The organism is Actinomadura oligospora ATCC 43269 (assembly GCF_000518265.1).
GTDB classification, from domain to species: Bacteria; Actinomycetota; Actinomycetes; order Streptosporangiales; family Streptosporangiaceae; genus Spirillospora; species Spirillospora oligospora.
On record NZ_JADG01000003.1, the window covers coordinates 449105 to 475743 of the forward strand.

Below are 26639 nucleotides of genomic sequence, written 5' to 3' on the forward strand. Positions count from 1 at the left end.
CACCGACACCCTCGAAAGCCTCCCGGCGGGCCGGACGCTCCACGTCGCCCTGGACGACCCGTCCCTCGCCGACCTCCCCTCCGAGCCCCTCCCGGACGCCGCCGCCCATCCGGACCAGCTCGCCTACGTCATGTACACCTCGGGCTCGACCGGACGGCCCAAGGGCGTCCAGGTCACGCACGCCGGGCTCGCCAACTACCTGCGCTGGGCCGTCGCCGCCTACGACCTGGACGCGGACGCGACCGTCCCGCTCCACTCCTCGCCCGCGTTCGACATGTCGGTCACCAGCCTGTTCGCCCCGCTCGTCGCGGGCGGACGCGTCGTCCTCCCCGCCGACCCGGACGGCCCGGAAGCCCTGGCCCGCCTCCTCCGCGACCACCCCGGCCTCACCCTGCTCAAGGTCACTCCCGGCCACATGGCCCTCCTCGCCGAGCAGCTGACCGGTGAGGAGGTCGCCGACGCGGCCCGGCGGCTGGTCGTCGGCGGCGAGGCGCTCCCCGCCGCGACCGTCGCGCGCTGGCGGGCCGCCGCGCCCGGAACCCCGGTCGTGAACGAGTACGGCCCGACCGAGACCGTCGTCGGCTGCGTCGTCCACGAGATCCGGGACGACGCCATCGACCCCGTGCCGATCGGAACGCCCGTCGCGGGCACCCGCGTCCACGTGGTCGACGCGTTCCTCAACCCGGTCCCGGTCGGCGTTCCGGGCGAACTGCTCATCGGCGGACGCGGCGTCGCGCGCGGCTACCGCTCCCGCCCGGACCTGACCGCCGAACGCTTCGTCCCCGATCCGTTCGCCCCCGACGGCTCCCGCCTCTACCGGACGGGCGACCGCGCGCGCTGGCGCGCCGACGGCCGCCTCGAATTCCTCGGACGCCTCGACGATCAGCTCAAGGTGCGCGGCTACCGCATCGAGCCGGGCGAGATCGAGGCCGCGCTCACCGCGCTCCCCGAGGTCTCCGCCGCCGTCGTGACCGCGCACGGCGACGGCGTCGACCGGCGGCTCGTCGCCTACGCCGTGCCCGCCGACGCCGAGACGGGCCTCCCTGACGACCTGCGAGGCGTTCTCCGCCGCACGCTGCCCGAACACCTCGTCCCGTCCCTGGTCATCGAGCTGGACGCGCTGCCTCTGACCAGCAACGGCAAGGTCGACCGCGCCGCGCTGCCAGCCCCCGAAGCGTCCGGCCAGGACGACGCGAGCCACGACCGCATCGCGCCGCGCACGCCCACCGAGGAGGCCCTGGCCGGGATCTGGGCCGAGGTGCTCGGAATCGACCGCGTCGGCGTCCACGACGGGTTCTTCGAGCTCGGCGGGCACAGCCTCCTGGCCATCCGGGTCGCGTCCCGCGTCCGCGCCGCGCTCGGTGCCGAGGTCCCGATCGGCATGGTCTTCGACCACCCGACCGTCGCGAGCCTGGCCGCCGTGCTGGATGACGCGGCCACGCCCCGCGCCGTGCTGCCGCCGGTCGTCCCGGTCGGGCGGGACCGGCCCCTGCCGCTGTCGTCCGGGCAGCGCCGCCTCTGGTTCCTCAACCAGTACGACCCGGACTCGGCCGAGTACAACGTCCCGCTCGCGCTCCGCCTCACTAGGCCGCTCGACGTGGCGGCCCTCAGCGCCGCCCTGGACGCGCTGACCGAACGCCATGAGATCCTCCGAACCCGGCTGGCGGCGGACGCCCACGGTGTCCCGCACCAGGTCATCGACCCGCCCGGAGGATTCCCGCTGGAGGTCACCGACGTCACGTCCGCCGCCGACCCGCAGGACGAGGCACGACGCCTCGCGGGACTCGACGCCGTCCGCCCGTTCGACCTCGGTGTCGAGCCGCCCTGCCGAGGACGGCTCGTCCGGCTCGGCGACGACGACCACGTGCTCGTCCTCGTCCTGCACCACGTCGCGTCGGACGAGTGGTCGGCCGCGATCCTGCTGCGCGAACTGAACGTCCTTTACGCGGCGTTCGCGGCGGGGGAGCCGTCGCCGCTGCCGCCGCTGCCGGTGCAGTTCGCCGACTACGCCGTCTGGCAGGACGAACGCGTCCAGGACGGTCTCCTGGACGCCCAGCTCGACCACTGGCGGGACGTCCTCGCGGGCGCGCCCGTCCTGGACCTGCCCACCGACCGTCCCCGGCCGCCCGTCGCGTCCACGGCGGGCGCGCTCGCCGAGTTCGAGGTGCCCGCGCCCGTCGCGGCCCGCCTGCGCGAGATCGCGTCCGGCGCGGGCGCGTCGATGTTCATGACGACCCTCGCCGCGTTCGCCGTCGTCCTCGGCCGCCACGCCGGGCAGCGGGACGTCGTCGTCGGGACCCCGGTCGCGGGTCGCGTCGCCGCCGAGACCGAGGCGCTCGTCGGCTTCTTCGTCAACACGCTCGTGCTGCGCGCCGACCTGTCCGGCGACCCCGCGTTCGCCGAGCTGGTCGGGCGCGTGCGGGCCGCCGCGCTCGACGCCTACGCCCACCAGGACGTCCCGTTCGAGCAGCTCGTGGACGCCCTCCAGCCCCGCCGCGACCGCTCCCGGACGCCCCTCTTCCAGGTGTTCTTCGACTACGTCGCCCGTGGCGGCACCGCGCCCGCCCCCGGGGACGAGCCGGACGCCACCGCCCTCGACGTCGGCGAGCTGGAACTGGCCACCACCCAGGCCAAGTTCGAACTGAGCCTCGCGCTCTCCGAACCGGACGACCCCGACGGTGCCCTCGGAGGCTCGATCGAGTACCGCACCGACCTGTTCGACCCCGCGACCGTCCGCCGCCTCGCCGACCACTTCGTCACGCTGCTCACCGCCGTCGCCGAGGCCCCGGACGAACCCCTCTCCGGCCTCTCCATGCTCCCCGAGCCCGAGCGGCGGCTGCTGGTCGGGACCTGGAACGCCACCACCGTCCCGCGCCGGGCGGACGGCGTGCACGCGATGGTCGCCGTCCGTGCCGCCGAGCACCCCGACGACCTCGCCGTCGCCGACCGCGAAACGACCCTCACCTACCGTGAGCTGGACGAACGCGCGAACCGCCTCGCGCACCACCTCCGCTTCCTCGGCGTCGGACCCGAGACCGTCGTCGGCGTCTGCCCCGAACGCGGAGCCGACATGGTCGTCGCGCTGCTCGCGGTGTGGAAGGCGGGCGGCGCGTACCTGCCGCTCGACCCCGACCATCCGGCCGAGCGGCTGGCGTTCATGCTCACCGACGCGCACGCCGTCCTCCTGCTCGGCCACCGCCGCCCCCTGGAGCGGCTCCGCGAGGGCGCGGCGGCCGTCCCGTGCCGCGTCGTCGCCCTGGACGCCCCCGGAACGACCGCCGCACTCGCCGACCAGCCGGACGGCACGCCTCCGGACGCCGGGCCGCCCAACCCGGACCGGCTCGCCTACGTCGTCTACACCTCCGGCTCCACGGGCCGTCCCAAGGGCGTCTGGCTCACCCACCGCGGCCTGGTGAACGTCGTCGCCTGGCGGCAGGACACCTTCCGCCTGACCACCGCCGACCGCGTCCTGCATAAGACGCCCCTCGGCGTGGACGTCGCGACCGGCGAGATCTTCTGGCCGCTCGCGGTCGGCGCGCGCGTCGTGGTGTCGGACGGGCACCCGGCGGACGTCGACGGCCTCGCCGAGACCGTCCGGGACCAGGACGTCACCGTCCTCGACTGCGTCCCGTCGCTGCTGCACCACCTCGTCCGACGGGACGCGTTCGGGCAGGCCAGGGCGCTGCGGCTGGTGATCTGCGGCGGTGAGGCGCTGCCCGCCGCCGATGTCGCGCTGCTCCAGGACCGGCACCGCCGCATCGTCGTGGAGAACGTGTACGGGCCGACCGAGGCGTCCATCGACGTGTCGTCGCACTGGTGCCGCCGCCCGTCCGGGACGTCCGGGCACCTGCCGATCGGGAAGCCCGTCGCCAACACCCGCCTGTACGTCCTGGACGACGCGCTCAACCCGGTGCCGCCCGGCGCGTCCGGCGAGCTGTTCGTCGCCGGGGCCGGGCTCGCGCGCGGCTACGTCGACCGGCCCGACCTCACCGGCGAGCGCTTCACCGCCGACCCGTTCGCGGCCGACGGGTCCCGCATGTACCGGACGGGCGACCGCGTCCGCTGGCGCGCCGAGGGCGTCCTGGAGTTCGTCGGACGCGTCGACGACCAGGTCAAGGTGCGCGGCAACCGCGTCGAACCCGGCGAGATCGAGGCCGCGCTGCGCACCCACCCCGGCGTCGCCGCCGTCGCGGTGACCGCCTGGGGCGACGGCGCGGAACGCCGCCTGGCCGCCTACCACGCCACCCCGCCCGGCGCCTCCGCCCCGACACCGGATGGCCTTCACGCTTTCCTGGCCCGCACGCTCCCCGACCACATGGTCCCGGCCGCCTTCATCGAGCTGCCCAAGCTGCCGCTCGCCGCGCACGGGAAGGTGGACCGGGCAGCGCTGCCCGCCCCCGAGACCGGCCGGACACCCACCTCCGGAACGGCCCACGTCGCGCCCCGCACCCCGACCGAGCGGATCCTCGCCGACATCTGGGCCGAGGTGCTCGACCTGGACCGGGTCGGCTCCGGAGACGACTTCTTCGCCCTCGGCGGCCACTCCCTGCTGGCCACCCGAGTCGTCTCCCGCGTCCGGACGGCCTTCGCGACCGACCTTCCCCTCGCCGAACTGTTCGACCACCCGACCGTCGCGGGCCTCGCCGCCGTCCTGGACGCGTCGGCGCGTCCGGCCGCAGCCCCGCCGATCGTCCCCGCCGGACGGCCCGGGACGCCGCTTCCGACGTCCTTCGGGCAGCAGCGGCTCTGGTTCCTGGACCAGCTCGACCCCGGCTCGCCCGAGTACAACATCCCGATCGCGCTGCACCTCACCGGCCCGCTCGACGTGCCGGCCCTGACCCGCGCCGTCTCCGGGCTGGTCGCCAGGCACGAGGCGCTGCGGACCCGGATCGTCGCCGACCCCGGCGGCGTCCCGATGCAGGTCATCGACCCACCGGACCGATTCGAACTCGCGACCGGCGACCTGTCCTCCGATGCGGGTTCCCTGCTACGCGCCGAGCGGGATCCTCTGCTGCGCGCCGAGCGGATCGCCGCCGCTGACGCGACCACCCCGTTCGACCTGGCCACCGGGCCGCTGTTCCGGGGCCGCCTGCTCCGCCTCGGCCCGGACGACCACGCCCTGATCCTGTGCGCGCACCACGCCGTCGCGGACGAGTGGTCCGTCGACCTGCTGTACCGCGAACTCGACACGCTGTACCGGGCGTACCGGCGCGGCGAGGAGCCCGACCTGCCGCTCCCGGCCGTCCAGTACGCCGACTTCGCGCTATGGCAGCGCGACTGGCTGCGCGGCGAGGTCCTGGACGAGCAGCTCGCCTACTGGCGCGACCGGCTCGCCGGGGCGGCGACGCTGGAGCTGCCAGCCGACCGTCCGCGTCCGGCGGTCCGCTCGCACGAGGGCGACCTGGTCCGGTTCGCGGTGCCCGAGCCCGTCGCCGCCGCGCTCCGCGCGCAGGCCCGCGACGGCGGCTCGACCATGTTCATGGTGCTGCTCGCCGCCTTCGCCGCCGTCCTCGGCCGCGCCTGCGGACAGCGGGACGTGGTCGTCGGCACCCCGATCGCCGGACGCGACCGCGCCGAGACCGAGGACGTCGTCGGGTTCTTCGTCAACACCCTGGTCATGCGCACCGACCTGGCCGGTGACCCGACGTTCGCCGACCTCGTGGCCCGGGTGCGCGGCGCGGCGCTCGGCGCGTACGCCCACCAGGACGTCCCGTTCGAGCAGCTCGTCGAGGCCCTGCAACCCGAGCGCGACCGGTCCCGCCACCCGCTGTTCCAGGTCCTGTTCAACTTCGAGGCCGCCGACGCCGCGACCTCCGGACCGGACGAGGACGGCCCGTCCCCGAGCGGCGCGCTGACGGGCGCCCCGCTCGGACCGCCCGGCGCGACCTATGCCAAGTTCGACCTGCGCCTGATCCTGGCCGAGGAGCAGGGGCTGTCCGGCGCGATGGAGTTCAGCACCGACCTGTTCGACCGGACGACCGCCGAACGCCTCGTCCGGCACCTGACGGCCCTGCTCACGGCCGTCGCCGACGACCCGGACCGTCCGCTGTCCACGCTCCCCGCGATGGACGGCGCCGAGCGGCGGCGCGTCCTGACCGCGTGGAACGACACCGCCGAACCGGTGCCCGCCGGGGCCGTCCACACGTGGGCGTCGGTCATGGCCGTCCAGCAGCCGGGCGCCCCCGCCGTCGTCGCGGACGACGGCACCCTCACCTACGCCGAGCTGGAAGCGCGCGCGAACCGCCTCGCGCACCACCTGCGCGCGGTCGGCGTCGGCCCCGAAACGGTCGTCGGCCTCTGCCTCCCGCGCGGCATCGACCTGATCGCCGCGCTGCTCGCGGTCTGGAAGGCGGGTGGCGCGTACCTGCTGCTCGACCAGGACCTTCCGGACGGCCGCCTCGCCTACGTCCTGTCCGACAGCCGCGCCTCGGTCGTCGTCGGCACCGCCGACACCCTCGCCGACCTGCCCGCCGGACGCACCCGGACCGTCGAACTCGACGACCCGGTGACGGCCGCGCTCACCGCCGCGTCCCCGGACACCCCGCCGGACGTGCCCGTCCACCCCGGCGGCCTCGCCTACGTCATGTACACGTCGGGCTCGACCGGCCGCCCCAAGGGCGTCCAGGTCACGCACGGCGGCCTCGCCGCCTACGTGCACGGCGTCACCACCCGCCTCGGCCTGGACGGCCCGGGACGCGGCTTCGCGCTGCTCCAGTCGCCCGCGACCGACCTCGGCAACACGATGATCTTCGGCAGTCTCGCGTCCGGCGGCACCCTGCACCTCCTCGACGCGGACAAGGCCGTCGAACCGGACGCCGTCCGCGCCTTCCTGGCCGCCCACGCCATCGACCACCTCAAGATCGTCCCCTCGCACCTCATCGCGCTCGCGGGCGGCACCGAGCCCGGACGGCTCACCGGTCTCCTCCCACGCCGGACGCTGATCCTCGGCGGCGAGGCCGCCCCGCCCGAGTGGGTGCGCGGCGTGGTCGAGACGGCGGACGACCTGACCCTCGCCAACCACTACGGCCCCACCGAGACGACCATCGGCGTCGCGACCGCCGTCCTCACCGACCCGGCGGACGGCGTCCCGATCGGACGTCCGCTGCCCAACGCGCGCCTGTACGTCCTGGACGCGCACCTCGCGCCCGTGCCGATCGGCGCGGCGGGCGAGCTGTTCATCGGGGGAGCCGGGGTCGCGCGCGGCTACGCGGGCCGCCCCGACCTGACCGCCGACCGGTTCGTCGCCGACCCCTTCGCCGCGGGCGGCGCCCGGATGTACCGCAGCGGCGACCGCGTCCGCCTCCGCCCGGACGGACGGCTCGACTTCCTCGGCCGCGCCGACGACCAGCTGAAGGTGCGCGGCTTCCGGATCGAACCCGGCGAGATCGAAGCGGCGCTCCGCGCCCACCCGCGGATCGCGGCGGCGGTCGTGTCCGCGCGCGGCGAGGCCGACGCCCGCGGCCTGGTCGCCCACCTCGTCCCGGCCGACCCGGCGCTCGGCGTCCCCACGCCCGCCGAGCTGCGCGAGGCCCTCACGCGGACGCTCCCGGACGCGCTGGTCCCGGCAGTCTTCGTCGAGCTGGCCGCGCTGCCGATGCTCCCCAACGGCAAGGTCGACCGGGCCGCGCTGCCCGAGCCCGACGGCGTCCGCCCCGACCTCGCCGGAGCGTTCAGCGGCCCCCGCACCCCGGCCGAGGAACTGCTCGCCGGGATCTGGGCCCGCGTCCTCGACCTGGATCGGGTCGGCGCCGAGGACGACTTCTTCGAACTCGGCGGCCACTCCCTGCTCGCCACCCGCGTCGTGTCGCGGATCCGCGCCGAGGCGGGCGTGGAGGTGCCGCTGGCCCTGCTGTTCGAACGTCCGACCGTCCGGGCGCTCGCCGCCGCGATGGAGGAACTCGCCCCGGCGCTCGCCGCGCCCCCCATCACTCCCGTCGACCGGGACGGCGGCCCGCTGCCGCCCTCGTTCGGGCAGCAGCGGCTCTGGTTCCTGGACCGCCTCGACCCCGGCTCACCCGAGTACAACATCCCCGTCGCCGTCCGCCTCACCGGCGACGTCGACCTCACCGCGCTCGGCGCGGCCTTCGACGCCCTCCTGGAACGCCACGAGGTGCTGCGAACCCGCCTGGTCGAGGTGAACGGCGACGCCCGGCAGGTCATCGACCCGCCGCCCGCCGCCGGACTGCCCCTGACCGACCTCACCGGCGACCCCGACCCGTCCGGCCGCGCCGAGGACCTGCTGCGCGCCGACGCCGACGCGCCCTTCGACCTGGCCACCGGGCCCCTCGTGCGCGGACGCGTCCTGCGCCTCGCCCCGGGCGACCACCTGCTGAGCCTCTGCCTCCACCACGTCGTCTCGGACGAGTGGTCCGCGAGGATCCTCCGCCGCGAACTCGCGACGCTCTACGACGCGTTCCGCCGGGGCGAGCCGTCGCCGCTCGCGCCGCTGCCGATCCAGTACGCCGACTACGCCGCCTGGCAGCGGACGCACCTCCAGGGCGAGGTCCTGGACGGCCAGCTCGCGTTCTGGCGGAACCGCCTCGCGGACGTCCGTCCCCTGGACCTCCCGGCCGACCGGCCCCGCCCGGCCGTCCGCACCGGCGCGGGCGCGGCCCTCGGCTTCGACGTTCCCGCCGCGACCGCCGACGCCCTGCGCGACCTGTCCGCCCGGACCGGGGCGACCCTGTACATGACCGTCCTGGCCGCGTTCACCGCCCTGCTCGCCCGCCACGCCGGGCAGGACGACGTCACGGTCGGCACCCCGGTCGCCGGACGTGGCCGTGGCGAGACCGAGGACCTGATCGGCTTCTTCGTCAACACCCTGGTCATGCGCGCCGACCTGTCCGGCGACCCGACGTTCGCCGAACTCGTCACCCGCGTCCGGGCCGTCGCGCTGGACGCGCTCGCCCACCAGGACGTCCCGTTCGAGCGGCTGGTGGACGAGCTGCGCCCCGAACGCCACCGCTCCCGCCACCCGCTGTTCCAGGTCATGTTCGACTTCGCCCGCGCCGACGGCGTCGACCAGCCCGACTCTGGCTCGGGGCTCGCCGAGACGATCGACCCGCCGCACACGACCGCCAAGTTCGACATGGAGTTCGCGGTCGCCGACCTCGGCGCCACGGGCCTCGCCGGATCGGTCGAGTACAGCACCGAGCTGTTCGACGAGCCGACCGCCGCCCGCATGGCCGCCCACTTCACCGCCCTCCTGGACGCCGTCGCAGCCGACCCCGACCGCAGGCTCTCCACGATCGTCCTGCCGGGCGGGAACGAGCCCGCCGCCGACGCGCGCGAACTCGTCCTGGACGCCGGGCTGCGTCCCGTCCCGCCCGGCGTCGTCGGCGACCTGTTCATGCGGGCGGCCGAGACCGCGCAGTGGGAGTACGACCGCCCGGACGACGTCGCCGGACGTTTCGTCCCCGACCCGTTCACAGCGGACGGCACGCGCCTGTGCCGCACCGGCGACCGCGCCCGGATCCGTCCCGACGGCCGCATCGAGATCATCGCGCGGACCGCAGGGGGAGCGGCCGACGCCTCAGAGGACGGCCCCGACGGCCGCGTCCTCGTCGCCTACGCCGTCCCCGCCGATCAGGCGGCGGGCCTGCCGCCCGAGGACGAACTCCGCGCGCACCTGCGGACCGTCCTGCCGCGCCAGCTCGTCCCGGCGGCCGTGGTCGAACTGTCCGCGCTGCCCCTCACCCCGAACGGCAAGATCGACCGGGCCGCGCTGCCCGCACCCGGCCGCGCGTCCGGCGCCGACGCCCCGCGCACCCCGACCGAGGAGATCCTCGCCGGGATCTGGTCCGCCGTCCTCGGCACGGACCGGATCGGCGTCCAAGACGACTTCTTCGCGCTCGGCGGCCACTCGCTGCTCGCGACCCGGATCATGGCGCGCGTCCGCTCCGCCTTCGGCGCGGAGATCCCGCTCGCCGCGCTCTTCGAGCACCCGACCGTCGCCGGGCTCGCTCGCCTCGTGGACGCCGCCGCCCACGACGCGGCGGTCCCGCCCGTCGCCCCCGCCGACCGGGATCGTTCGCTGCCGCTCTCCTTCGGCCAGCAGCGGCTCTGGTTCCTTGACCGCCTCGACCCCGACTCCACCGAGTACAACGTGCCGCTGGCGCTGCGGCTGCGCGGCGACCTCAACGTCACGGCCCTCGGCGCGGCCGTGGACACGCTGGTCGCCCGGCACGAATCCCTGCGCACCCGGCTCGTCGCGGGCCCGGACGGCGTCCCAGCGCAGGTCGTCGACCCACCCCGCCAGGCCGTCCTCGCCGTCCTGGACGTCCCGGACGAGGCCCAAGCCCGAGCCTCCGCCGAAGCCCACGCCCGCACCCGGATCGACCTCGCCGAAGGCCCCCTGTTCCGCGCCCGCCTCCTGCGGATCGCCCCCGACGACCACGTCCTCGACCTCGTCGTCCACCACGCCGTCTCCGACGAATGGTCGGTCGCCATCCTCCAGCGCGAACTGTGGACGCTGTACCGGGCCTTCGCGGCGGACGAACCGTCACCGCTCGCGCCGTTGCCCGTCCAGTACGCCGACTTCGCGGTCTGGCAGCGCGAACGCCTGACCGGCGAGGCACTCGACGGTCAGCTCGCCTACTGGCGCGACCGCCTCGCCGGGGCCCCCGCCCTCGAACTGCCGACCGACCACCGCCGTCCGGCCGTCCGGTCCGCGGACGGCGGCGTCGTGGAGTTCGAGATCGGCGCGGACGTCGCCGCGGGCCTGCGCGACGTCGCCCGCGAGTCCGGCGCGACGATGTTCATGACGCTCCTCGCCGCGTTCGCCTCCCTCCTCGGCCGGTACGCGGGCCAGGACGACGTGGTCGTCGGAACACCCGTCGCCAACCGGGACCGCGCCGAGACCGAGGACGTCGTCGGCTTCTTCCTCAACACCCTCGCCCTCCGCGCCGACCTGTCCGGCGACCCGGCCTTCGGCGAACTCGTCGGACGCGTCCGCCGGACGGCCCTCGCCGCCTACGCCCACCAGGACCTCCCGTTCGAGCGCCTGGTCGAGGAGCTGCGCCCGGAACGCGACCGCTCCCGCCACCCCCTGTTCCAGGTCCTCGTCGACTACGCCGCCGCCGACCCGGCCGCCTCCGACTCCGACGAGACCGTCAGCGGCCTGACCGCGACGACGCTGGAGAGCGGCGGCGTCCAGGCCAAGTTCGACCTGCGCCTCATCGTCGCGGACGAGGGCGACCGGCTCGCCGTCGCCCTCGAATACAGCGCCGACCTGTTCGAACACAACACCGCCGCCCGGATGGCGGGCCACCTGTCCACGCTGCTCACAGCCGTGGCGGCGGACCCGTCCGCCCACCTCTCGGAACTGTCACCACTCAGCGCTTCCGAACGCCACCAACTGCTCGCGCAGGCCAACGACACGACCCGTCCGCTACCTGCAGCTCGCAGCACCCACGAACTCTTCGAGGACGCCCCGACCGACGCCCCCGCCGTCGTCCACGGCTCGACCACGCTCACCTTCGGCGAACTCCGCACACGCGCGAACCGCCTGGCGAACCACCTCCGCACTCTCGGCGTCGGCCCCGAAACCATGGTCGGCGTCTGCCTGCCGCACAGCGCCGACCTGGTGGTCGCTTTGCTCGCGGTATGGAAGGCGGGCGGCGCGTACCTGCCGCTCGACCCGGAGCACCCGGCCGAACGCCTCGGCCTCATGCTCACCGACAGCCGGGCCCGCCTGCTCATCACCGACACCACCACAGCGGACGACCTGCCCATCGGACGCGTCCCGCACCTCGTCCTGGACGACCCGGCGACGACCATCGCCCTCACGACATCGTCGCCGGACACCCCGACGACGCCCACGGCACACCCCGACCAGCTCGCCTACGTCATCTACACCTCGGGTTCGACCGGCCGTCCCAAGGGCGTCCAGGTCACCCACCGCGGCCTCCTCAACTACCTGACCTGGGCCGTCGGGGCCTACGGCCCAGCCCTGGGAAGCCCCCTGCACTCCTCCCCGGCGTTCGACCTGACCGTCACGAGCCTGTTCGTCCCCCTGGCCGCCGGAGCCCCGGCCACCATCGCGAACGCCCAGGACACCGGCATCGACGCGCTGGCCGACGTCCTCCGCGAGACCGGCGAATTCGGCCTGGTGAAGCTCACCCCCGGACACCTGTCCCTCCTCCTCGGCCTCCTCCCGCCCGAGAGAATCGCGACCGCCGCCCGACGCCTGGTCGTCGGCGGCGAGGCCCTCCCGGCCGCGACCGTCACCGAATGGCTGGAGCACGCGCCGGACGCCGTGATCGTGAACGAGTACGGCCCGACCGAGACCGTCGTCGGCTGCGTCGTCCAGGAGCTCCGCGCGGGCGACGACCCAGGAGACCCGGTCCCGATCGGCACCCCGATCGCCAACACCCGCGTCTACGTCGTGGACCGCAGCCTCAACCCCGTCCCGGTCGGCGTCCCAGGCGAACTACTCGTCGCCGGTGCCGGAGTCGCGCGCGGCTACGACAACCACCCCGACCTGACCGCCGAACGCTTCGTCCCCGACCCCTTCACCGCCGACGGCTCCCGCCTCTACCGCACAGGCGACCGCGTCCGCTGGCTCGCGTCCGGCCGCCTCGAGTTCCTCGGACGCGTCGACGACCAGGTCAAGGTCCGCGGCTACCGCATAGAACCCGCCGAAGTCGAGGCCGCCCTACTGGCCCTTCCCTCCATCGAGGCCGCCGCCGTGACCGTCCGCGGCGAACGCCTGATCGGCTACGTCGTCGGCACCCTGGACGCCAATACGCGGGCCGCCCTACAGCGCACGCTGCCCGACCACCTCGTCCCGTCCGTCCTGGTCGAACTGGATGACCTGCCCCTGACCCCGAACGGCAAGCTAGACCGCGCCGCCCTACCCGAACCCGCCCACCGCGACCTTCCGTCCGCCCCGACCGCGCCACGCACCCCCGACGAGGAACTGGTCGCACAAGTCTTCGCAGAGACCCTCGGCATCGAGCAGGTCGGCGCCCACGACGGCTTCTTCGAACTCGGCGGACACTCCCTCCTCGTAGCCCGAGCCGTCGCACTCCTCCAAACACGCGGCCGCGAACTGGGCGTGGACGAGTTCTTCGACCGCCCGACCGTAGCCGCAGTAGCCGCCCGCATGCGGCACACGTCCACCACCCCCACCTCCGTGGTCGAACTACGCGGCGGCGACACGAACTCACCCGCGATCTTCTGCGTCCACGCGAGCCTCGGCAGCGTCACCGAATTCGCCGAACTAGCCCGTTCCGTAGGCGAAGGCCACCGCTTCCTCGGCCTACAAGCCCGCGGCCTCGTCGACGATCGGGCCCCCCTGGAGACCATCGAGGAGATGGCAGCCGCCTACCTCGCCGACGCCCGAGCCGTCCAGCCGACCGGCCCCTACGTGTTCGCCGCCTGGTCGATGGGCTGCTACGTCGCCTTCGAAATGGCCCGCCAGGCCACCGCCGCGGGCCTGGACGTAGCGGGCGTCTTCATGGCCGGCCCGCCGAACCACGAGCCCGGACGCTCCGGACGCCGCCCGATCGACCGCGCGACCCGCCGCTTGCTGGACCAACTCGACCGAACCATCCACGCCGAACCCGGCACACCCCTCACGCCGTCCGCCGAAGCCCGCCTCCTGGACGCCTGGGACGCCGACGAACGCACCCTCGCTGCCCTCCGCACAGGTGACAAACAAGCCCTCCGCACCGGCCGCATCGGCCTCCTCAACCACCACGCCGCCCAGCACTACCGCGACACCGTCCTGCCACGTCCCAGCTACGAAGGCCGGGTCGTCCTGTTCCTCCCAGACAACGACCCCGACCCCCTCAACACCGAAGTCCTAGCCCAATGGCTCCCCGCCTTGGCTCGCGAACCCGAAATCCTCCGCGTCCCAGGCGAGCACAAATCCATAATCCGCACCCCCGGAGCCACCGCGATCGGCGCCCACCTAACCACCGAACTAACCCACCTGAAGCAGTAGCGCCACCTGAAGGACGTCAACGAGACCGAGGCGCTGTCGCGCCTGGGCGCCCTCCCGGACACGCTGCGCCCCCGCACGCTGAGAGAGGCATGGAACGCCTACTACTCCTTCGAAGATGGCTACCCGCAGTTCGCATTCGCGCTGAACCTTGGAGCCTGGACGGTGCTGTACGAGCCCGACGGGTGTCAAGGCTCGCTGCCCGAGCCGCTGAAGCTGCTGTCGCGGGGCCCAGGCCGTCGCGGTCCAGCGGAACGAATACGCCGACCACGACTTCCGCCACGCGATCGACGGCACACTCGTCACCGGGTTCGAACCCACCTGACCCCAGCGGCGCTGGGGCAGCGAGCCCGACCGACTCCTCGGGAAGATGCGCGCAGCAGGCCTTGACCCCGAGGCCGACGACGACGATTACCTCGTCCGCCCCTACATCCCGGCCTTCCTGTTGGCAGGACTGCTCACCGGCGTCGTCCCGCACCCGAACGCCCTGACCGGAGAAATCCTCTCCGCTCAGATCGAGCCGTGGTTCTGCGCCACTGCGCCCTCGTCGGCCCATGGCCCAACTGACCCGGCCATGAACGCGGCCCTCGAAGCCGCCCCACCGCATCTGCTCCGCGCGGTCATCGCGGGGGAGACGATGCGTCTAGCCGCCGTCCTCGACCTGACCGACACCCCGGGGCTAACTGAGGCGATCGCCCCGGCCGAGCGCGGGGAGCCGGTCATCGTTCTCCCAGCTCCGAACTCGGCACGCACGTCCGCACCTGGCTGGACCACTCCCGCCGGTCAGCCAGAGCACTCAACGACCGGTCCGCTCACTCCCGGCTGAGCGACCACGAAGACGAAACCGCCGCCATGCGCGGCTGGTTCGCCGAGGCGCTGAAAGCCGCACTGTGGCCCGACCCGCACGCCGCCGCCCGCGCCGTACTCCACCCGCTCACAGAAGGCCCAACAGCTTTCCGCGACCCCGCTCAGGAATCCGCCCTCCTGCGCACCCTCCACGACACCCCAAACCCAACCTGACCCCCCAGGAAGCTGCCGGTGGTGAAGCGGTACGAAGAAGCACCTTCTGCAGCTCACGGCCAACCAGGCCGAGGGCAGACCAGCCTCCGACGAGCCCACCGACGCGGCCGTGTTCCGGGGCGTGGCGAGCGGGAGTTGATCTTGTCTGCGCGGGTGTTTTGGCAGGTCAGTGGGTGGCGCGCCCAGAGGGACTCGAACCCCCGACCGGCAGATTAGAAGTCACCGCCGCCGCTCCCGTGGTGGCTGTGGCCGTGCCGCAACGTGTTGCCCTGTCCAGCGTTGCCCCGTTTTGTGTACCGCCCCGTGGCGCCTGTCACCACGCCGTACCAAAACCACCGAGCGACCATCGAGCGACCGTGGCGACCCGGCATGTGCCGCCCACCCCGTCGATGGGGGTTCGTGTCGGCGGGGGATCAATCCCCGCCCACCGTCGTCCTGTGCCCGACGATGTGCTCTTGGGGAGATGCTCCCTGAGCTGCGCGGCCTGGTCGCTCGGACTGGTAGCCCGACTGGTGGTTCAGCAAACCGATCGTGGCGTGTGGGTAGTGCGGTCGGCTTCCTGGAGATTGGCCGGGTTCGGACACGTTATTGATCTTGCGGGGGTGGTGGTGGTCTCTGAGATTCTGTCCTGCCGTCGCGCGCTCGTGCCGGTGGCGTCACCGTGCGCGGCCTGCAAGGAGACCTTCATGCGCGTGCGCCGCTTTGGCGTTGTTCTCACTGTCACTTCGGTCGGTGTGGGTTCGCTGGCATCCGGTACCGCCCTGGCCTCGCCGGCGCGGTCGGGTGTTGCGACGCAGATCGTGGAGACGGCGGTGAGCACCGACCATCTGGACTACGACCACCGGCAGGTCACGCTGTCGGGAAGGTTGATGCGGCGGCAGGCGGACGGGACGCTGGCGCCGTTGCCGGAGCACACGGTCCGCGTGTTCGCGGGTAACTACTCGCGGGACGAGGCGAGCACCGACGCCGACGGCCGCTTCACCGTCACCATGACCGATCCCGGCTACCGGGTGCTGACCGCCTGCAGCGACGACGACGACACCTACGCCGAGGGCTGCGCCGACTACCAGTTCACGATCACGCCGCGTCCAACACGGCTCAGCCTGAACCCGCTACCCGCAAGCTCCAAGTTGGGCAGTTGGGTGACGGTGTCCGGGCATGCCGAGGTGCTGACGTCCGCCGGATGGGAGCCGATTGCCGCTGTGGTCGGCGTGGCAGCGCTGAACTCGCCCCTCAACAACCTCGTCGCCATGCGGGTCGAGGCCGACGGCGGGTTCTCCGGCAAGATCCAGATTCGGGACGGCGCGAGCTGGGCGGCGACCCTGTACTCCGACGCGTTGGAGTACGACCAGCCGAACTCCACCTCGCCGACGCCGATCCAGGCCGTCCACCCGACGTCGATCTGGCTCGATGCGCCGCAGAGCCGTCCTGTTCCGGGACGGTCGTTCAACTTCCGGGTGTTCACCAATGTCCTGCGCTTCCCGAACGCGCAGTACGACCTCGTCATGCCGTTGTCTCTGCCCGACGAGCCGTTCAAGCTGTACTTCCGTCCCGACTCCGGTGGCCCGGTCCGGTTGATCACCTCCGGCCGGACCGGCCACGACGGTGACGTCTCGATCGCCCACACAGCGAAGGCGGGCGAACGCGGGACATGGTTCGCGCGGATCGACCCGAGCGGCGACCTGGCCGGCTCGGTGTCCGCCAACCTGCACCTGGACGTCCGGTACGCCACGAGGTTGCGGCTGTCCGCCAAACCCGACCCGGTGCGGAAGGGACGCCGACTCACCGCGCGTGGGACGCTGCTCGCGCCCGGCGCCAAGGCCCTCGGCAAGCGCACGGTGAAGATCTACTTCCAGGCGCGCGGATCGAAGAAGTGGGTCGGCATGGCCACCGTCCACACCGACGCCCACGGCGCCTTCACCCGAACCTTCACCGCCAAGCAGGACGGCACCTGGCACGCGGCCTTCGCCGGCGACACCCTCAACCTGCCCGTCAACGCCGCCGACTACATCGACGTCCGCTAACCCACCCGCAAGACGCCTGGATGCGCGCCCACGTGCTGGGCAGGCTCGCCAGGGCAGAAAGACGACGCTGGTACCTCCCTTGAGGGCCTCGGCTGCGTGGAGTGCCGCCTCGTCGAGCCGCCACCAGGCGACAGGGGCGGCGAGGTGGTGCAGGGGCAGCGGCCAGCCGTCGCGGCGAGCGCGACGGCTGGCCGACAATCCGGATGCCTACGTCTCCGGCGGACATGGAGTGTGCCTGGGCCAGACTCAGGAGGTGGGGGTGGTGGTCCACTGCTGGTACCGCCATCGGAGTGCTTCAGGAGCGGGTCGGTGGGGGAGCGCGGTGAGAGTGGGGGTGTGGATCCCCATGTCTTGGAGGGTGGGGCCGGCGGGGAGGGTTTCGATGGTGAGGGTGTCGGGGTTGATGGCGAACAGGCCGGCGTCGAAGGCGCGGTGTAGGGCGGCGTTGAGGACCAGGCCGTTACGCGGGTCGGACGAGCCGCCCTGGCTGTCGGGGATCAGGTGCGCGGCCTCCAGCATCTGGGGAACGGTCACCCCTGATAGCGGGCAGCGGGCGCCGTAGCGGCGCAGCACCTTGAACTTGAACGCCTGCTGGTCGGGCCGGTGCTGGACGGTGCGGCCGACTCGTCGGGAGCGGTTGCCGAACGCGGCGAATGGTTCGTCGTCGCTGTGGTCGTCCCACTGCACCCGGCTGGGGGCGGTCTCGGCGAAGGTGATCAGGAAGGCACGGTTGTCGTCGTCACCGTCGGTGATCCAACCGAGCCGTACCCGCCGCTGCGCCGAGGTGGGAGTGGGGGAGGTGATGACGAACAGCGGCAGTCCCAGCTCGCTGGCCGCCTTCATCGCCGCGATCTCTCGCGCGTCGCGGGCGGGGCCGCGTGCGGTATCGGGGTAGTGGTAGATGACGCCGGACTCGTCCAGGTCCTCGGCGTACCGGGCTCCGGTGTGCAGCACCGCCACCGCCACACCGTTTGGGTCGATCGATTTGGTCCGGTTTAGGTCGATCCAGATTCCCTGCGCGCCCCCATAGACACCCATCGCGCGCAGCGTGGCCGGGGTGAGCAGGCCGTCGACGCTTGTCGCCTGCAGGTGCCGCCAGAGCGCCAGCCGCCAGCGCAGTTCCCCTTCGACAGCGGTGGGCCTGCTGTCGAGGACGGAGAACCCGACGCGTTCCAGGGCCCGGTTGGCCCCGACCACTCCGCCCGAGAATCGGGTGTGCGGCAGCGGTCCGTGTCCTGGGTGCTGGAATCCGATGGCGATACCGGCCAGCGCCTTGGCTGGATACAGCCGGTCCTCGACAACCACCCAATACTGGTCAGGAGGCTTGAATCCGTACTCGGTGAGGAAATCGGCCAGACCGAGCTCGTCATGCCGGGCAGCCGCGGCCCGTACTGCCGCCGGATCGGTCAGCGCGCTCAGCGACAAGGAACGCCCCAGGGAGCTGTCCACAGGCTGCTGTGTCATGCCCGCAGTATCAACGAACCAACCGACAGAATCGCGAGCAGTCATGGGGGGTTCGTGTCGGTGGGGGGATCACTACCGCCCACACATGGCCCACGTGGTGCCCCATCGGCGAACCCCACCTAATCATGGTAGGCGGGTACTCGTGTCAATGGATGCACAGGTCTCCACCCGCTCATGCCAGATCCCCGCGCCACGCACGCACACGGTTGTGGGGAGCGGCGGGCAGCGCGCTTGTTCATTAGGCCAGCTCTACCGAATCCACCGAGTGATCAGATCGGTCCGTAGCTGTTCGCGGCTCCGTGTTCCTTCGGCCCTGCGCAAATGCACCTGTCGAGCTGAGAGCGCGGGGCGGGCGAACTTTGTCGGCCGGGTCGTGCAGGCTGCGCGGAACCGAGCCGTTGGTCGGGCGGGTCTCGCCGCCTAGATCGCGGTCGTTGGCGCAACTGTGCTGACCAGGTGTCGCACGAGCCACGGCCAGCGTTCGGGCGGCAACAGCTGGCCACCACCGCCACACTCTCCGCTGGCAGATCAACTACCGATTCCCCGCAGAACACGGCTGGTACTACCGACTCGCCACCCTCAACATCGCCTCCGGCCCAACCTCAGCCGAGATCTTCCTCCACCCACCCCTCCACCACATCGACGACCGAACACACCTCCTATGACCCCCGCCGCCCCTTCACAGCCATCGGGAAACGATCAGCCGCCCCCCACATCTCAGCAGGTCAAAGCACTCGTGAACACCCCACCAAGGTCAGAGGCCCCTTCCTCGCGTTGAGGAAGGGGCCTCACCCGTTTCTGGAGACGTTCTGCGGCGCCGCCCGGTCCTCGCCGAGAGAAGCTTGTCCGGACACCGGAACGGTCGACGCGACCGAAGTGGCGGCCCGAGCCTCGGCGCTGACTCCCGCCGTCGCCAGGCGCGCGTCCGCCCACTCCCGGAGCCTTCTGTCGGGCGATCATTTCGGACCCGCAGACCCTCTGTATAGGTTCTTACGTCCCATATCACATTTCTTGTGCGAGATATCAAATCATGCAAGGCTAGTGCGTCACGCATTGTCTCTAGACAATTGCATACTGTGACGATCCGTCGGGCGGTCATCGGCGATGACCGTGGGGGAAGGGGTTCGGCGATGTACGACAGGAACCTGGACCGGGTCTATGGCGACAGGACATATGTCAGCATCACGACGGTTCGTCATGAGGGGACCACGGTGGCGTTCGCGATGGACGCGGACCGGCGGATCTACTACAGCGTGCTGAACCTGGACCTGGAGGAACGAGCCAAGGGGCCGCTGGATGTGGCGTATTGGAACGCCGAGCCTGCGCTGTTGCCCTTCCCTGGCGAGATCCTGGAGATAAGACCTCTGAATGCGGGTGCGCCGACGCTGCCGCCGATGACGATGACGATGCCGGTGGTGAAGCGCGGGGGGACGGTCGAGACGATCCCCGACCTGCTGGCACCGGTCGATCGCGATCCGTTCATGTCCACCACCGCGCGGCTGACCGCGGCGGAGCCAATCCGGGTGATCTCGGAGGGCCGGTACATCCTGGTGTTCCGGCAGTCGATCGAGGCCGGGGATCCGAGCGCGGTGTTCCAGCTCGCGGACGGCACGCTGACCGGCGACCAGACCAAGATCACTGGTACGAGGGCGACGGTGGTCGACGGCTCGGTGCTGTGTGACCGGTTCGTGCTGGTGGGCTCGGAGCTCAAGCCGGTGATCGAGCCGCGCTACCGGCGCAGCCGGAGCAAGTTCGTCCCCGCGCCGGGTGGCGACACGCTGGGCACCACCGACATGGAGGGGCGATCGTTCTACGAGCCGACCCTGAAGCTGGGGTTCATGCCTCGGATGCGGCGCGGGGCGTACTGCGTGACGCTGCTGCCCACCGCCGTCTCGGGCGTGTCACGGTGGCAGTTCTTCGCCTACAACGCCGCCACCGACAGGGTCGAGTCCCTCAACCTGCCGGTCGGCGGGGACGGGCTGTTCAGCCTGGCGGGCAAGCAGCTCTACACCAGCCCGGAGCCGAAGTACCAGGCGTCGGTGCTGGAGCGTGAGCCGGGCATCGACTACAACACCAAGCTCCCGCTGATCCCCGTACGACCGACCACCGACCGGGCGGGTACGGCCCTGCGGTTCGACGCGACCAAGAGCAGTTATGTCTCCGGCCCTGCCCTGAGTCAGCCGCCCACACCGACCGGCCTCTACACCGTGGAGGCGTGGATCAGGCCGACCGCCCCGGGTGGCACGTTCGTCTGCTCCTCGGACCAGGCCGGCAACGGGTTCCAGCTGGGGTTGGACGGCCAGGGCAAACTGGTCGGCTCCCGGATCGGCACGCCCTGGTCGGTGATCTCCAACAGCACGATCCCGATGAACGCCTACTCCCACGTCGCGGCCACCTTCGACGGGAGGGGCGTGAACCTGTTCATCAACGGTGTCTCGGTGGGCGGGGGGCCGTCGTCGATCGTTCCGGACTCCTCGTGGGGGGTGACGGTCGGTGCGGGGCGGGACTCCGCAGGTGCGGCGGTTGGGTTCTTCACCGGTGACGTGGACGAGGTGCGCGTCTGGAACTTCGCGCGGTCCGGCTTCGCCGACCGCTCACGGCGGCTGACGGGGATCGAGCAGGGGCTAGCGGTCTACTACCGTTTCGACGACGGACCCGGCAGCACGGCACGTGACACGACCCGTAACGTACGGGATGCCACCTTCTCCGGCAGCCCGACCTGGGTGTCCTCGGACGCGCCGATCGGCGACGGACCGGGAATGGCGCGCGACACCTTCGGCATCACCCGCCAGCGGCTGACCGCCGGGCTGACCGCTGCCCTGTACTTCCAGCAGGAGCCACAGACCGGCGGCTACACCATCGAACCGGCCCTGCACAAGCGGCAGGCGCGACTGCTTCTGGCGTTCCCGGTCGCCGACACCTCCACGTCGGGCCAGCCGCCCCGCCCCAACATCGCCACACTCGACTTCGGCATCACCCGTCACGGACGGATCTCCCAGATCCCGTCGCAGATCAGCCTGACGACCCTCACGCTGCCGGCCCCGACCCCTGAGCAGCAGAAGATCATCGACGCCCAGAACGCCCTGGCCGCCGCCCGCGACGAGCTGAATGCCGACCGGGCGCTGGAAGCGCGTATCCCGGAAACGCAAGGGATGCGGAACGAGGCCGATCGCGAGCTCAACCGCAACAACCTTGTGGGCCTCAATCAAGCTTTCGGCGGCGTGCGTGGCTCACTGGTCGCCTACGAGAAGTGGTTGCGCACCGAGATCGCCTCCCGGGACGCCCAGTTGGCCACGATGCGCGCGGCGCAGCAGCGGCTCGGCAGGGATGAGGCGACGGTCGCTGCCGCGCAGGCGACGTTGGCCACGCTGACACGTGTGCAGCGCGGCGGCAACGAGGTGGTGCTGCCGATGCCACTGGTGAGCACCGACCGCTCGGGGCTGGGCGCCTACGGCGCGCTGCTCGGTTTCGCCTGGACGGCCGAGACCCCCTCGCTCCTGGACAGTTCGACCGGCGATGTCGTGCTGTACTTCCGCGGTGCCGACGGGCAGTTCTTCTCCGCCTACTACGCCACCTCGGTGTCGCGGGCAGTCAAGGGCGTCACCGTCGCCGATGGGAAGCTGGAGATCGTCGCTCGTGACACCTCGGCCGCCCTCGCCGACTTCTCGGTCACCGTCAGTCCCGGGGCCACCCCTGACCAGTGTCAGGTGCAGGTGACCCGCGGCACGGTCACCGAGACCTTCGCGGCGGTGCCGCGCACTGCGGGGACGTTCGCCGCGGTGCTGAACGGTTCCCCGCCCCTGGGCACGCTGCTGGGGACGGCGCTGCCGCCCACGGGGCTGACGGTGCCGCTCACCGCGCCGCTGACGGTCGCCCTCACGGCGGGTACGGCCATCTCGATCGGGGGAGTACGGTGCAGACTGGCCGCTGACGCCGCGTCAGGCTCCAGCACCCTCACTCTGATCGACGAGGGGCGGCCCGTCCCGGGCGGCGGCGAGGTCCGTACCCTCGTCTACGACTACGTCACAAAGGCCACCAGCAACGCCCCGGGAGTATCGCTGGAGAGCGGCTCGCTCATCGTCGGTGTGCGGACCGGAGGGGCCACCGCCCAGGTTTCCGACGGCACGGCCGCCGACGTGGCCCCAGCGCTGAGTCCTCGCTGGCGCGGCGGCAGCCCCGGCCGGGCGCTGTACTTCGACGGCAAGACCAATTACCTCACGCTACCCAGCGGGCTGGCCAACGCGGTCTCCACCGGGGATCTGACCGTGGAGGCATGGGCCAACCCGGCCTTCCTCTCCGAACGGTCCAGAGTCGTGCACGCCTCTCTTCGCGGAACGCAAACCCCCGCCGGGTCCGTTCCCCCGGTGTCGTACACCATGGGGATGGAGAGCGCGTTCCTGAACAGCGCACTGGAATTCAACAGCACCGGAGACAAGGGCGATTACGTCGACTGCGGCAACACCCTGTCGCTGACCGGCACCGACTTCACCATAGAGATGTGGGTCAGGCGCGTGCTCGCGGGCGACCGGCCCGACCCCCTGTTCTCCCAGGGAGACTCGACCAACTCTGGGATGAGCATGGGGTTCCGGGAGGATGGCACCATTGGCATCAACTGGGGCCAGGTAGGCGTCCGGAGCACCGATTCCTACAAGGACCGTGGCTGGCATCACTGGGCCGTTTCGTACGCGGTCAGCAACGGACAGGTCACGATATACCGGGACGGTGCCCAGATCGCTCAGGGCCCCACCGGTCCCTATCCGGTAACCGGCACGACCATCCTGGCAGCGCTCTGGAACCGAGGTGCCCCCGCCTCAGTCGACCTCGACGAGGTCCGGGTGTGGGGACGATGCCGCAGCGCCGAGGGCGTCAAGGCACTGATGAACACCCGGGTCAGCGGTGAGGAGCCTGGCCTGCTGGCCTACTGGAACTTCGAGAACGGCTCCGCGGCCGACCGCACCGGCAACCACCACGACGGCGTGCTGAAAGGCTCGCCTACGCCCATACAGTCCGGTCTGCTTGGCTATGCTCTGGTCGCCGGGGTGGGCGACCAGTTCGTCCGCAGCGCCGACACCTTCCCCGTCGGACAGTGGGGCCACGTCGCGATGTCCTTCCACCAGGACTGGGCCATGCAGCTGGACGGCACCGATTACCTGAGCGCAGGCGGACCTCAGGGCCTCGACCTCCTTGACGACCTGACCATCGAGGCGTTCGTCAAGCTCGACGCCCTCGGCCGGGTCCACGGGCTGGTCAGCAAGGGCGCGATCGGATCCGGCAAGGCGGGCACCGCCGTGCCCTACGCGCTGTACATCGAGGCAGACGGCCAGCTCGCCTTCGCCTGGGAGGAGGGCTCTGGCGGCGCGGGCACCCAGAAGGTCGTCAAGTCGGGCAGTAGTCGGGTCGAGGCCGGTGCGTTCACCAAGGTTGCGGTGATTCGCAAGGGTGCGGACGTCACTCTGCACATCTCGGACAAGAGCGTCGGCACCTCCCGGACCTCGGCCAAGCCGGTGGGCAATGACGATGGCTGCGAGATCGGCCGATATCGGGTGGGCAGCACCACCTTCGGCCTGCGCGGCGCCCTGTCCGAGGTGCGAATCTGGAACACGGCTCGTGAGGTCGGGCAGCTGGGCAAGGCGGTGCCCGTCAAAGCCACCGGGTTGGTCGCCTGGTGGACCTTCCCCGAAGCCCGGGGGGCCACCACCGCGGACCGCTGTGGCTCCTACCCGGCCACGGTGCACGGAGCCGTGCGCGTGCGTACCCCCGACCCCAAGGGCAATCGCATCACCCTCTACCAGAACGGCGCCGTCATCAAGGCAGCCGTTGTCGACAACGGCGATCCGCTGGTCAAGACCGACTACGGGAGCAACCAGTTGACCGTCGGCGGAATTACCAGCTCCAGTGGCATCCTCAACGAGGGCTTCACCGGCGTTTTGGACGAGATCCGGATCTGGCGCACCGAACGCACTCAGGAGCAGATCCTCGACAACCTGTTCTGCCGCCTGCGCGGTGAGCGCCCGGACCTGCTGGCCTACTACCCGCTCGACGCCGACTCCACGATCGCCGGCGCGACCGTCGCTGACCAGGGCCTGCGTGGCAACAACCTGACGCCGTCGGCCGCCAGCCCCGGCATCGTCGTCTCCGAGGCGCCGATCTCCGACGACAGCCCGCAGGTCCGCTCCGCGCTGACCACCGTGCGTACCCCCTTCAGCTCCCTGATCGGCAGCACCCCAACCGCTTCGGAGTACGCCGACATGCAGCGCGACTCCCAGGGCGTCACGATCGGCGTGATGAAGCGCTGCTACTCCTACCTGCGCGCGGGTTCCTGGGTACTGCGCACCGGCTTCAAGGTCGGCGACCTGACCACCACCTGGGTGGCCCAGGCCCAGTTCGCGCCTCAGCTCATCGGCTTCATCGAGGGTGCGCCGCCGGTGCCCTCGGAGAACCTGATCTACGGCACCGCGTCCGACTACAACGACAAGTCCAACATCAGCTTCGTCCAGGCCGACAACGTCACCAACACCCTGGCCGCCACCAGGGCCGAGAGCTTCGACATCTCGGTCAAGGGCAACTTCGAGTTCAATCTGATACAGAGAAAATACGCCGTCACGGCCCCCGGGGGCGTTGGCACCTCCGAACCTGTCAGCACGATGAAGGGTGGCTACAAGGCAGGTTTCGAGCTGAAGTACACCAACGGCTGGAGCAACGAGACCAATGTGTCCCAGGGGGCCGCCACCACCCGCACCAGCGCGGTGTCCCTCGGCGGTTACTGGGAGGACAGCGATCCTGCCAAGCAGGTCAACGCCACCGCCGGACGGCGCTGGGTGCCGACCAACAGCGGCTTCGCCATCGTCCAGTCCGAGACCGCCGACCTCTACGCGCTGAGGCTGGCCCACAGCGGTGCTCTCGTCGCCTACCGGATGACCCCCAACCCCGACATCCCGCCGGACTGGAACATCATCACGTTCAAGATCAACCCTGGTTACACCAAACAGGGCACGCTCGACGGGGTCGTCGGGTTCACCGGTGACAACAAGAACTTCGCCGACCCCGACTACCCCAACGCGGCCGACGGCACCAAGGGCGAGTTCTCCTACTACCGCCCCCGCGAGGCGTACGCTCTCAAGCGCCGCATCCAGCGCGAGGAACTCCAGCTCCAGGCGTTCTACGACTCCACTCTCACCGATCCCAACACCGCCAACCCGGTGACCGCGCAGGCCCAGAAGGTGCTGAACGGCATGTTCGGCGGAACCGGCGCCGGTGTACAGTCCGCCACCGACCGCGACACCACCGGCTCCGCCGACGCCCGTGCCGCCAGCAGATCCGGATCCCGCCGCAACCTGGTCAACACCTACGTCTGGACCGCTTCCGGCGGCCTGTTCTCCGAGACGGTCTCGACCACCGACCAGGTCACCCAGACGACCGCCGGGAACTCCTCCTTCTACGGCAGCTTCACCGTCGGCGGCCAGTTCGAGTACGAGCTGGCGGGCTTCTTCGGCATGAAAGGCGGAATCGACGTCACCTTCGGCGGCGGCTACACCCAGACCCGTACCAAGACCAAGCAGTCCGCCCGCACCTTCAGCCTCAACGTCAACTGCCAGCCCAACCGGGATCTCCAGCAGTACACCGGCGGCAACCCGCAGCTCGACGCCAGTGGCCGGCCCGTCCTGGTTCCCGGCAGGGTGGACGCCTACCGCTTCATGAGCTTCTACCTCGACACCAGCGCCGACAACTACGACGACTTCTTCGGCAAGGTCATCGACCCGCAGTGGCTGCAGAGCTCCGACCCCGGCGCCATCGCACTGCGCCAGGCCCGGCAGGCCGACCGCAAGCCCCCGTGCTGGCGGATCATGCACCGCGTCACCTTCGTCAGCCGGGTCCTGCCGCCTGTCTCCTCCGGACAGCCTTCCCGCCAGCAGGCGATGGCCTCGCTCAACATGGCCAGCGACCATGCCCTCGTCCAGCGCCTGCAGCCCTACCTTCGCGCCGTCTCGGCCACCACCACCGCCACCGACCTCGCCACCGCCACCAGCACGGCCCTCACCGCCAACTTCCCCACCCTCACCGCCTACACCGACGACATCACCGCCATCCTGGCCGCCTACTACGGCATCCCGCTCTGATCCCACCCGGTACCCGAAGACGGTCAACCCAGCGCGGACGCCTTGCGCAGCAGCACAGAGCGTTCGCGC

5 protein-coding genes (1 of these 5 cut by a window edge) are annotated in these 26639 nt (G+C 71.5%); 4 read left to right on the plus strand and 1 reads right to left on the minus strand.

Annotation, left to right across the window (positions count from 1 at the left end):
• From P696_RS42585 to P696_RS0101790, 3 genes are all read left to right on the plus strand, one after another.
• Positions 1–13948, plus strand: partial view of a non-ribosomal peptide synthase/polyketide synthase gene (locus P696_RS42585; RefSeq protein ID WP_034482717.1) — the 3' portion only. The gene continues 8270 nt to the left of window position 1, outside the view; the window shows 13948 of its 22218 coding nt (coding positions 8271–22218); its start codon lies off the left edge, out of view; it ends in the stop codon at positions 13946–13948.
• A 367-nt stretch (positions 13949–14315) separates the two neighbouring features.
• The gene (locus P696_RS0101780) at positions 14316–14771 is read left to right on the plus strand and encodes a hypothetical protein (RefSeq protein ID WP_026410983.1); all 456 of its coding nucleotides are present in this window, start codon (positions 14316–14318) and stop codon (positions 14769–14771) included.
• 1006 nt (positions 14772–15777) lie between these two features.
• Complete coding sequence (locus P696_RS0101790; protein WP_026410984.1) at positions 15778–16989, plus strand: hypothetical protein; 1212 nt, start codon at positions 15778–15780, stop codon at positions 16987–16989.
• A gap of 246 nt (positions 16990–17235) precedes the next feature.
• Here the strand turns inward: P696_RS0101790 and P696_RS0101795 are convergent, their stop codons facing one another.
• Positions 17236–18498 (minus strand): HNH endonuclease, encoded by a 1263-nt coding sequence (locus P696_RS0101795; protein WP_211245578.1) that lies wholly within the window; start codon positions 18496–18498, stop codon positions 17236–17238.
• A gap of 1085 nt (positions 18499–19583) precedes the next feature.
• Here P696_RS0101795 and P696_RS58630 point away from each other — a divergent pair.
• On the plus strand, positions 19584–26570 hold the full coding sequence (locus P696_RS58630; protein ID WP_026410986.1) for a LamG-like jellyroll fold domain-containing protein: 6987 nt from the start codon (positions 19584–19586) through the stop codon (positions 26568–26570).
• Positions 26571–26639 lie beyond the last annotated feature (69 nt).

What these genes read in the sequence shown, in the direction of transcription:
- P696_RS0101795 (WP_211245578.1), bottom strand. Translation starts at nt 18,498, where the DNA reads ATGACTGCTCGCGATTCTGTCGGTTGGTTCGTTGATACTGCGGGCATG.
- P696_RS58630 (WP_026410986.1), top strand. Translation starts at nt 19,584, where the DNA reads ATGTACGACAGGAACCTGGACCGGGTCTATGGCGACAGGACATATGTC.
- P696_RS0101780 (WP_026410983.1), top strand. Translation starts at nt 14,316, where the DNA reads ATGCGCGCAGCAGGCCTTGACCCCGAGGCCGACGACGACGATTACCTC.